We start from the raw sequence: 10,537 nt of genomic DNA, 5'->3' as shown, positions 1-10,537 counted from the left end.
TGTGGTGGTACAGCACGAAAGTGGGGATGATCGACCTGAAAAAGAGGTCGATCATCATGGGTAAAGGGTGTTAAAAAGTGTTCACCATGTCTCCGAACACCTGTCTGCCATGTCTCCGGACCGTACAGAGGGAGAGGGCAGGGGTGAGGGGCATTGGCGGCACGGTTGCCAGGTTCCCGGATGGCGGCGTAAACAACGCGTCCCTCCTGAACGGTAGCCCCGGTAAGCGCAGCGCCACCGGGGAAAAGGGTTATGGCGTGGGCTGTGTCTCAGCGGGCGCTGGCACAGGTGCCGACGCGGGCGCAGCCGCTTCACCACCTGACACCACGCCGCCGCGCATCGTCTGTTTCACCTGTTGTTGCTGGGCATTCACGGCGGAAAGCTCACCATCAACCGTTGGTTTTAGCGGCGCATCGGCCTGAATACGACCCGTGGCGCTCAACTGCAGATTACCGTCGCCACCGATCGGCAACGCGGGCCATCCCCACTGCTGCAATACATTCATCGGCACGCCACGCCCGTTCAGGCTCACCCGCACGGTGCGGTCCGGCGTCTGCCCGACCACGGCAGTGGCTTCCAGCATCCCTTTCTCGACAAAGGCGCTCAGCTCGGTAATGTTCACCGAACTGCCGTTGGCGCTTAACGCCAGCGACGGCCTGCGCACATCCACCCGGTTAAAGGTCGCGGCGGCGGCATTGATCTTCACATCGCCATTCCACACGCCCCACTTGTGGTCGCGCGCCAGTTGCACGTTGGTGCCGTAGCCATCCAGTGACGTCAACTGCCACGGGAAAGCCGGGTCGATATCAATCACCAGGTTGCGACTGGCGCTGAACCTGGTCAGCGTGACACTATTCAGCCAGTCGGGCAGGGTATCCATCCACAACTGCTTCCAGTTGGCAGGCAGCATATATTCCAGCCCGACGATGGCCGCATCGTTCAGCACCAGCGCTTTCCCGCTGCGCGTCCAGTAGCCGGATGTGCGCACCATTCCGTTTTCCCAGCGGGTGGTGAACTGCTGCATCGCGATGCCCGCCGGGGTAAATTCCGCGTTTATAATCGGGTCGAACAAATGCAGCGAACCGTAGATAAACTCATTGGCATTCATCGACAACTGGCCGTCATCCGTATGCCAGTCGCCCTTGGTTAGCGTCAGGTTACGCAGCGTCAGGTCCAGATCGGCAATCGCCCATTCTGGCCCCTGCAGACGGGCATCGGTCACATCCAGCCGCCCGATTTGCAATGACGGCAGAGTCGTGAGCGGTGCAAAGAAATCTTTCAGCGATTTGTCGCTCTGCAGGCGAATATCAGTCAGCCGCAGGTTATCCACCACCCAGCCGCCATCCGCGTCGCGTCGTGCATTCCCGGTCAGCGAACCCCGCGCCATATCCGCACCGATGGTGGTTAATGTGACCGTGCCTTTATCAATGCTGCCCTGAATCAATACATTGCTGGCGGGCACGCCGTTAAGCGTCATCGAACCCGCGCTCATCTGAATTTGCGCCTGCGTGCCGAGCACATTGCCCTCGACGGGCTGCCAGGGGCTTACGCCGCCGGTGACGCGTTGCGCACTCAGATCCCAACCGGTCGCCGGGCTGTTAAAAGCCATATTGCTCAGTTGTAGACGGTCAGCCTGGAAGGGGAGTGGCGCGGTGGCCGGGGACAGATTCAGCGTGCCGTCCTGCAGCAAAATGGTGTCGGTGTGGAGAGGGTCAGTGAACTGGCGGCTACTCAGGCCGATATCAACGGTTTTGGCGACCAGCGTAGCGGGCTGCCCTTTACGGCCAAAATTGACGTTGCGTAACAACACATGGGAAGGCGAGGAAAGCTGGTGGTCAATGGCCTCAACGGTGAGGTGATATTGACTCTTTTCGTTTACCCAGTTAGTAACCTGCGTTGCACCCCAGCGGGTCTGCATCAGGAAATAACCGGCCACCATCGCCAGCAGCAGGACGACAATGACGAAAATTAGCAGCTTTCCAATAAATTTCATGATCTTCCACCCTCGTAAGCCTGTACAGGAGTTATGCACGATTTATGCGCATTCCTCAAGGCACGAATGGTGAAAGAGCGTTACAGAGGCAACGGAATATATCCGCTGCCTCTGTTGGAATTACGGCTTATCGGTAGGGAAAACCAGGTTCAGCACGATAGCGGTGATGCCACCGGCAGCGATGCCGGAAGAGAGCAGGTTTTTCAGCCAGTCAGGGGCGAATTGCAGAATCATTGGCTGCTGGGAGACGCCCAGGCCAACGGCCAGCGACAGGGCGATGATCATGATTGCGCGGCGGTTCAGCGGCTCGCGGGAAACGATACGTACGCCAGATGCGGCAATGGTACCGAACATCACCAGCGTTGCACCGCCGAGCACCGGCTCAGGCAGTTGCTGAACGAAGGCGGCAACGGCCGGGAACAGACCCATCACCATCAGCATGACGGCAACGAAGAAACCCACATAACGGCTGGCGACGCCGGTGAGCTGAATCACGCCGTTGTTCTGGCCGAAACAGGAGTTCGGGAAGGTATTGAATACCGCAGAAACAAAGGAGTTCAGACCGTTTGCCAGTACGCCGCCTTTAAGGCGATTCATATAGGCCGGGCCGGAAACCGGCTGCTCAGAAACGTCAGAGGTTGCGGTGATATCACCGATGGTTTCCAGCGAGGTGATCATAAACACCAGCATCAGCGGCAGCAGCAGGTTCCAGTCGATGCTCAGGCCATAATACAGCGGCGTGGGGATCATAAAGGTGCTGCCCGGCGCGTTGTAAGCCGGGAGCATACCCATCATCATGGCGACGAGATAGCCGACCGCCATCGCAATGACCAGGGAGGCGATACGCAGGTACGGGTTACGCTGGCGGTTCAGCAGAATGATGATGGCAAGAACGATACCTGCCAGCAGCAGGTTTTTCGGCGCACCAAAGGTATGGTTTGCCATCGCGCCGAAGCCACCGCCCACAGACGTCAGGCCGACCTGAATCAGCGACAGGCCGATGATCATAACTACCACGCCGGAGACCAGTGGGGTAATGATGCGGCGGGCAAACGGCAGAATGCGGGAGATGACCATCTCGGTGCAGCTTGCCAGCATCAGGGAGCCGAACAAGGCGGCCATCATCGTCGGCACATCGGCGCCGCCGGTTTTCAGTGCGGTTCCGCCCATAATTAATGGCGCAACGAAGTTAAAGCTGGTGCCCTGAATAGACAGCAGGCCGGACCCGACCGGGCCCCAGGCTTTAATCTGGATGATGGATGCGACGCCGGAGGCGAACAGCGACATGCTGATGATGTGCTGCGTATCCTGAGCCGGTAAACCCAGCGCCTGGCAAATCAGCAGGCCTGGCGTGATAACGCCAACAAACATCGCCAGCAGGTGCTGTAGCGCGGCAAAAATGGTTTGCGCCAGCGGTGGGCGGTCTTCAAGGCGGTAGATCAGCTCACTGGGCTGGGTATGCGCAACCGTTTGCGCATTTTCGGACTCGATGGTGTTGACAGACATCGCAAACAATCCCCTGATGGAAAAGCGGAGATTCTATCGGACTGTTTGGTAAAAGCAAACGGTTGCTAAACAATAAAACGTACTTTTATAAAGAATGTTGAGAGCGGCAAGTTGGGTTCTAAGGCCCCCCGATTTTAGGTGGTTCGCGCTTTTATCGTTCCGCAGAATTTGCGCAATGCTAAAATCATCGGCAATTGCGCATGATAATTAAAAATTAGGGATTGATATGAAAGGAAAAATACTGCTCGCCCTGGCCTTTTTCTCTGCCGGATGTCTCGCTGACGAATACGATCTGCATACCTGCCGTAATGGCAGTTTCCCCACCTGGCCAGGCGTCTTCAACCAGGCGAAAGTGAAAACCGATGCCAATGCCAACGTGCATTTTTACCGCGATGATGACGGCTGCCCGGGGCAGGGTGAAGTCTGCGCAACAAAACCGTATCTGGTGGTGGGTGACACGGTACTGGTAGCACAAGAAGTGCCGGGCTGGAGCTGCGTCTGGTACTCAGGGAAAAAGCATGAATTTGTCGGCTGGATGCCCACTAAGTCCTTAGAAAAGCAGCCGATTCACAACGCGACGCTCGCCGAATGGACCGGTAAATGGCATGCCGAATTGGGTGACAATGAAATTCATATTACGTCTGTGGGGAAAGGGCAGATTAACATCGAGGGACAGGCGACCTGGTATGGCGGGAAAGATTCGCAAGGATATGACATTGTGCATACCGGCGATCTCGATGAAACAATAACGCCACAAGGGAATGCGCTGCACTGGGGAAACCCGAAAGAGGAATACACTTGCAGCGGGGCGGCTCAACTGGTCAATGGCAACTTAATCGTTCGTGATAGCGGCTATTGCGGCGGCATGAACGTCAGTTTTGATAACGTCTATCACAAACAGTAATCAGGCGTTTGAATAGCGCTCTGTTTCCGGCATCCAGCGCTCGATAAGGGCTTCGGCCTGCCGGGGATAGCGTTCGTGAATATGACGGGCAATGCGCTGCACTTCCGGGATCATCGCCTGGTCGCGCAGCAAATCAGCCACTTTGAACTCGGCATTCCCGGTCTGACGGGTGCCGAGCAATTCACCGGGGCCGCGAATCTCCAGATCTTTTTGCGCAATCACAAAGCCGTCGTTACTGTCGCGCAGCACCTGAAGGCGTTTTTGCGCGGTTTTCGACAGCGGTGATTTGTAGAGCAGCACGCAGTGTGAGGCTACCGCGCCGCGTCCGACACGACCGCGTAGCTGGTGGAGTTGCGCAAGACCCAGACGCTCCGGGTTTTCGATAATCATCAGGCTGGCGTTGGGCACGTCCACGCCCACTTCGATCACGGTGGTCGCTACCAGAAGATGCATTTCGCCCTGTTTGAAGGCCTGCATCACCGCCTGTTTTTCCGCTGGCTTCATGCGTCCGTGAACCAGGCCGATATTTAGTTCCGGCAGGGACAGCTTTAACTCTTCCCACGTGGCTTCCGCTGCCTGGGCTTCCAGCAGATCGGACTCTTCAATCAACGTACAGACCCAGTAGGCCTGGCGACCTTCCCCGGTACAGGCGTTGCGTACGCGATCGATAATATCGCTGCGTCGGGTATCCGGAATGGCAACGGTGGTCACAGGCGTTCGGCCCGGTGGGAGTTCGTCGATAACCGAGGTGTCGAGATCGGCATAGGCGGTCATCGCCAGGGTGCGCGGAATGGGGGTTGCAGTCATGATCAACTGGTGGGGATGGAAGCCCTGTTGCTGGCCTTTCTCCCACAGCGCCAGGCGCTGATGTACGCCAAACCGATGCTGTTCGTCGATGATCACCAGCGCAAGGCCGTTAAACTGCACCTGTTCCTGGAAGATGGCGTGCGTGCCGACGATCATTTGTACCTGGCCGCTGGCAATGGCCTCTTGCTGCGCCTGGCGCGCTTTGCCTTTCTGCTTACCCGCCAGCCAGCCCACTTCCACGCCGAGCGGCGCGAACCAGTTGCGGAAATTGTTGGCGTGTTGTTCAGCCAGCAGCTCGGTCGGCGCCATCAGGGCCACCTGATTGCCGTTGGCAATCGCCCGCAATGCCGCCAGCGCCGCCACAAGCGTTTTCCCGGAACCCACGTCGCCCTGTACAAGGCGCATCATCGGCACATCAAGCGCCATATCGCGTTCAATTTCTGCCACCACGCGCGCCTGTGCGCCGGTAGGTTTGAACGGCAGCGAGGCCAGCAGGGCATTTTTCAGCGTATCCTGAGGATCCAGCGGCTTTGCGTGATAACGCTGCGCCCCGGCACGCAACGCCAGCATGCTGAGATTGTGTGCCAGTAACTCTTCGAGAATTAAACGTCTTTGCGCAGGGTGTTGCCCGGCTTCCAGCTCAGTAAGCTGCAGTGTCGGCGGCGGACGATGCAGAGTGCGCAAGGCTTCCGGCAGTGTCATCAGCCCCTGTGCCAGCTCTGGCGGTAGCAGTTCAGTAATCGCGCAAGTGGCAAGCAGGTCCAGCGCCTGGTCGGTGAGCTTGCGCAACGTCGCCTGTTTTATCCCCTCGGTCGTCGGATAAACAGGCGTTAAGGTTTCCTGTAATTCCGGGGTGCTGAGATCGCCCTGAACACGGTATTCCGGGTGGATCATCTCTGCGCCGAACTTCCCGCGTTTTGCTTCACCGTAGGCCAGCACGCGACGCCCGGTCGCGAGGCTGTTTTTCATCGCCGCGTTGAAGTTGAAAAAACGCATAGTCAGAATGCCGGAACCGTCGCTTATCTGGCAGGTCATCATCCGACGCCCGCCAAAGGTAATGTTGCAGTTCAGCACTTCGCCTTCCACCGTGGCATAAATGCCCGGCAGCAGGTCGGCAATGGGGTAGAGTTGGGTGCGATCTTCGTAGCGTAGAGGCAGGTGCAGCAGTAAATCCTGCACCGTGTGCAGGCCGATTTTTGCAAGTTTGCTGGCCTGCGCCGCGCCAACGCCGGTAAGGGTATTGAGGGGAACGGCATCCAACAGGCGACCTTGCATAAGCGTTATCTCGCAGCCTGCATGGTGGCCCACCAGGCTTCGTCGGCATCCACTTCGCCATGCTCGTTGACGCGGGGATAAGGCAGACCTTTGCGTTTTGCCACACGCGCCAGTACCGGGTAACCGCCTTCAAACAGCCGACGCTGCTGTTCTTCATCCGGCAGCATGCTGTTTTCGCGCAGGTACATACCGGCGTTTTGCCGTTGGCGCTGGGCTTCGTAGAGGATAAGCGCCGAGGCGACGGAGACGTTCAGCGACTGCACCATACCGATCATCGGGATGATAATGTCCTGATCCGCCAGATCTAATGCTTCCTGGCTGATCCCGGTTTTCTCCTGGCCCATCAAAATACAGGTGGGACGGGTGTAGTCGATCTCGCGAAAATCTACGGCTTTGTCTGAGAGGTGTGTCGCCAGGATCTGCATGCCCGCCGCTTTCAGTTGGGAAACGGCGTCACCGATGGTCGGGTGCGTTTTCACTTCCACCCAACTGTTGCTGCCCGCAGCGGATGACAACATGGTATGCATGCGACGACTCGGCCAGACGGCGTGAACTTCATGTACGCCGACGGCGTCTGCGGTGCGGATAATCGCGGAGACGTTATGCGGTTTGTGGACCTGCTCCATACAGACGGTCAGGTCCGGTTGACGCCTGGCCAGCATCTCGCGGATTCGCGCATAACGTTGTGCATTCATATACACTTCATCCTTCAAATTGCCTCAGTGTTAGCTGCACTCTCTCACCCCAGTTACGTACTTCTGTTCGCTCCTGGGGGTTCATTCGCTTGCTGCCTCGATGCAATTCGAATGCTTTGGCGTAGGACATACTAGTTTCGGTTACGGGTGACTTTAATCACATCCGGCATGACGCGGATTTTGCGCATAATGTTCGCCAGATGGACGCGATCGCGAGACGTCAGACGGATAAAGGCACTGTAAACGCGGCCGTCTTTTTCTTCCGTATTCAGGCTTTGAATATTGGAAGACGCGGTGTTGATTGCCGCGGTTAGATTCGCCAGTGCGCCCTGATGGTTGAACATATCTACCTTGATTTCGGTGATAAATTCCTGCGCGGTGTCCTTGTCCCACTCAACGGCCATAAACTTCTCTGGCTCTTTTTGGTAGCCACGGATGTTACGGCAAGATTCATGGTGGATAACCAGCCCTTTGCCGGGGCTAACATGCGCCACAATCGGGTCGCCGGGAATCGGACGACAGCACTTCGCGAAGGTGATCAGTACACCATCCGCGCCTTTGATCGGCAAATGTCCACCACTTGCGCTGACACTCGCGGCGGTACCGGTGCTTTGCGCTGTCGCCGTCGCTTCGCCCTGCTGCAGGTTCTTCGCCACTACCACGCTCATGGCGTTGCCGAGGCCGATTTCCGCCAGCAGATCGTCAAGCGAGGCGAGCTTCATGCGGTCCAGCTCGCGCTGAATATGTTCTTGCGGGATTTCCGCCAGCTTACGGCTTCCACCCAGTGCGTGGTTGAGCAGACGGCGGCCAAGGCTCACCGAATCATCACGCTTGAGGTTTTTCAGCAACTGACGAATTTTGGCGCGTGCTTTCGAGCTCACGACAAAGTTAAGCCATGCCGCGTTCGGACGAGCGCCCGGCGCGGTAATGATTTCTACGGTTTGCCCGCTGGAAAGCGACTGCGACAGAGGATACGGCTGCCTGTCGACGCGTGCGCCCACACAGGCGTGGCCGATGTCGGTGTGAACCGCATAGGCGAAGTCGACCGGGGTCGCGCCTGCAGGCAGTTCCACGATGCGGCCTTCCGGGGTGAAAACATAAATCTCATCCGGGAAGAGATCAGATTTAACGCTCTCAATAAATTCAAATGAGCTGCCTGCGCTCTGTTGCAGTTCGAGCAGGCTTTGCATCCAGCGCTGGGCGCGGATTTGCGCGGTGGTGCTGGTTTCGCCGTGCTCTTTATAGGCCCAGTGCGCCGCAACCCCCATTTCCGCCATCTGGTCCATGTCTTCGGTGCGAATTTGCACTTCAACCGGGACGCCGTGAGGACCGATCATCGAGGTGTGCAGAGACTGATAGCCGTTCGCTTTTGGAATGGCGATATAGTCTTTAACGCGACCTGGACGCGGTTTGTAGAGGCTGTGCATCTGGCCCAGCACGCGATAGCAGGTGTCGGCATCATGGACGATAACGCGGAAGGCGTAGATATCCATAATCGAGTGAAAACGCTGCTCTTTGAGCACCATCTTGCAGTAGATGGAGTACAGGTGTTTTTCGCGACCGCTGACGCGACACGGAATTCCCGCTTCCTGCAAACGCCCTTCAATTTCAGAAAGGATCTTCTGAATCATCTCTTTACGGTTACCGCGCGCAGCTTTTACCACTTCTTTAATGACGCGATAACGGTTCGGATACAACGCTTCAAAGCCCAGCTCTTCAAGCTCGGTTTTGATGTGATGAATACCTAAACGGTGCGCCAGCGGGCTGTAAATTTCGAGAGTTTCACGGGCGATGCGGCGACGTTTATCCGGGCGAAGAGAGCCCAGCGTGCGCATGTTGTGGGTACGGTCGGCGAGTTTGATGAGAATGACACGGATATCCTGCACCATCGCCATAATCATCTTGCGAAAGTTTTCGGCCTGCGCCTCTTTCTTATCGCGGAACTTGAGCTTATCAAGCTTTGACACCCCTTCTACCAATTCGGCAACGCTTTTGCCAAATAGCTGTTCCATGTCCTGGTAGGTTGCGGGGGTATCTTCAATCACGTCATGCAGCAGCGCGGCCATCAGCGTTTCGTAGTCGAGTTTCATCTCGGCCAGGATACAGGCTACGGCAACCGGGTGCGTGATATAGGGTTCACCACTTGAACGTGTCTGGCCCTCGTGAGCGTCACGTGCAACGAGATACGCCTGCCGAAGACGCTTGATCTGGTCTTCCGGCAGGTAGTTTTGAATCAGTTGATTCAGACTTTCAAACAGATACAAGGGCGACCCGCTTATTGATTAACGACGACCTTCAGCAATAGCGGTAACGGCTTGTAATTCAGCGGCTTCCTGCTCTTGCTGTTCCTGGCGCTCACGTACGTCGAGGATCTGGTTGTTGATCAGACCTTCTTCGATTTCGCGCAGCGCGATAACGGTGGTTTTATCGTTTTCTTCCGGTACCAGCGGATCCTTTCCGCCTACCTGCATCTGACGAGCGCGACGCGCGGCGACCAGTACCAGGTCAAAACGGTTACCAATTTTCTCTACAGCGTCCTGAACAGTTACGCGTGCCATATTTAAAATGCTCCACAGATGGTGATGGACTGGGCATGATACTGAATGTGAGTTCAGTCTGCCAACAGTTTGCTGATTAAAGCGTCATGTCGCTGCATCTGGCGGCCCATACGCAGACGTTCGGCGCGAATGATGGTTTTGAGGTCGCCCAGGGCGGTATCGAAATCATCGTTCACAATAAGGTAATCATACTCTGCGTAATGGCTCATTTCCGCAACTGCTTGCGCCATGCGCTTTGCGATAACATCTTCGCTGTCCTGACCGCGACCACGCAGACGTCTGTCCAGCTCGATTTTCGACGGCGGCAAAATAAAGATGCTGCGCGCCTGCGGCATTCTCATGCGGATTTGCTGCGCGCCCTGCCAGTCAATATCCAGGAATACATCTACGCCGGTTTTAAGAACTTGCTCAATCGTAGCGCGCGATGTGCCGTAATAATTGCCAAATACCTCGGCGTGCTCAAGGAAGGCGTCATCATCAATCATCGCTTTAAATTCGGCATGATTAACGAAGAAATAGTGTTCACCGTGCACTTCACCCGGACGCGGCGCGCGCGTGGTGTGTGAAACAGAAACCTGGGTGTCATACAACGGTTGGGTTTTTAATAAAGCCTGAATGAGGCTTGATTTACCCGCGCCACTGGGGGCGGAAACAATATAAAGCGTGCCTTGAGCCATGAGAGTCTTTTGTATGTGAATTGCGAAAGGAAACTTACATACGTGCCTATTATACACAACGGCGCAACGTGACGTAGCCCTCGTCACACTTTTTACTGTGGATAATGGTGTTTTGCGCGCCT

At 56.4% G+C, this 10,537-nt stretch carries 9 protein-coding genes; 2 read left to right on the top strand and 7 right to left on the bottom strand.

Annotation, left to right across the window (positions count from 1 at the left end; all coding sequences use genetic code 11):
- On the top strand, window positions 1-74 hold a 74-nt coding region (locus tag ABU190_RS14230; RefSeq protein ID WP_354691669.1), incomplete at its 5' end, for a hypothetical protein.
- Between the two features lie 176 nt (window positions 75-250).
- On the opposite strand, the gene ABU190_RS14225 is transcribed toward ABU190_RS14230, so the two are convergent.
- Complete coding sequence (locus ABU190_RS14225) at window positions 251-1,993, bottom strand: AsmA family protein (protein WP_354691659.1); 1,743 nt, start codon at window positions 1,991-1,993, stop codon at window positions 251-253.
- A gap of 120 nt (window positions 1,994-2,113) precedes the next feature.
- A complete protein-coding gene (locus tag ABU190_RS14220) occupies window positions 2,114-3,499 on the bottom strand; it encodes a uracil-xanthine permease family protein (RefSeq protein WP_107222650.1) in 1,386 nt (461 codons plus the stop codon).
- A gap of 226 nt (window positions 3,500-3,725) precedes the next feature.
- Here ABU190_RS14220 and ABU190_RS14215 point away from each other — a divergent pair, with 226 nt between their 5' ends.
- Window positions 3,726-4,403 carry a hypothetical protein gene (locus ABU190_RS14215; protein WP_354691658.1) on the top strand — a complete coding sequence of 226 codons (678 nt, stop codon included), beginning with the start codon at window positions 3,726-3,728 and terminating at the stop codon, window positions 4,401-4,403.
- On the opposite strand, the gene recG is transcribed toward ABU190_RS14215, so the two are convergent.
- From recG to gmk, 5 genes are all read right to left on the bottom strand, one after another.
- The gene (gene recG, locus ABU190_RS14210) at window positions 4,404-6,485 is read right to left on the bottom strand and encodes an ATP-dependent DNA helicase RecG (RefSeq protein WP_354691657.1); all 2,082 of its coding nucleotides are present in this window, start codon (window positions 6,483-6,485) and stop codon (window positions 4,404-4,406) included.
- Between the two features lie 5 nt (window positions 6,486-6,490).
- A complete protein-coding gene (gene trmH, locus ABU190_RS14205; protein WP_193794701.1) occupies window positions 6,491-7,180 on the bottom strand; it encodes a tRNA (guanosine(18)-2'-O)-methyltransferase TrmH in 690 nt (229 codons plus the stop codon).
- A gap of 131 nt (window positions 7,181-7,311) precedes the next feature.
- Window positions 7,312-9,444, bottom strand: a complete 2,133-nt coding sequence (gene spoT / locus ABU190_RS14200; protein ID WP_354691656.1) for a bifunctional GTP diphosphokinase/guanosine-3',5'-bis pyrophosphate 3'-pyrophosphohydrolase — start codon at window positions 9,442-9,444, stop codon at window positions 7,312-7,314.
- Window positions 9,445-9,462: 18 nt separating this feature from the next.
- Complete coding sequence (gene rpoZ, locus ABU190_RS14195; protein ID WP_000135058.1) at window positions 9,463-9,738, bottom strand: DNA-directed RNA polymerase subunit omega; 276 nt, start codon at window positions 9,736-9,738, stop codon at window positions 9,463-9,465.
- A 53-nt stretch (window positions 9,739-9,791) separates the two neighbouring features.
- Window positions 9,792-10,415, bottom strand: coding sequence for a guanylate kinase (gene gmk / locus ABU190_RS14190; protein ID WP_039080107.1), 624 nt, complete (start codon window positions 10,413-10,415; stop codon window positions 9,792-9,794).
- Window positions 10,416-10,537: the final 122 nt, after the last annotated feature.

Source organism: Phytobacter sp. RSE-02 (genome assembly GCF_040578655.1).
GTDB classification, from domain to species: Bacteria; Pseudomonadota; Gammaproteobacteria; order Enterobacterales; family Enterobacteriaceae; genus Phytobacter; species Phytobacter diazotrophicus.
The sequence above is the reverse complement of the archived record's forward strand: the minus strand, read 5'-3'. Positions and strand labels throughout refer to the sequence as shown.

Coding starts and splice junctions, on each gene's coding strand:
- ABU190_RS14215 (WP_354691658.1), top strand. CDS start 3,726: ATGAAAGGAAAAATACTGCTCGCCCTGGCCTTTTTCTCTGCCGGATGT.
- rpoZ (WP_000135058.1), bottom strand. CDS start 9,738: ATGGCACGCGTAACTGTTCAGGACGCTGTAGAGAAAATTGGTAACCGT.
- ABU190_RS14225 (WP_354691659.1), bottom strand. CDS start 1,993: ATGAAATTTATTGGAAAGCTGCTAATTTTCGTCATTGTCGTCCTGCTG.
- gmk (WP_039080107.1), bottom strand. CDS start 10,415: ATGGCTCAAGGCACGCTTTATATTGTTTCCGCCCCCAGTGGCGCGGGT.
- recG (WP_354691657.1), bottom strand. CDS start 6,485: ATGCAAGGTCGCCTGTTGGATGCCGTTCCCCTCAATACCCTTACCGGC.
- trmH (WP_193794701.1), bottom strand. CDS start 7,180: ATGAATGCACAACGTTATGCGCGAATCCGCGAGATGCTGGCCAGGCGT.
- ABU190_RS14220 (WP_107222650.1), bottom strand. CDS start 3,499: ATGTCTGTCAACACCATCGAGTCCGAAAATGCGCAAACGGTTGCGCAT.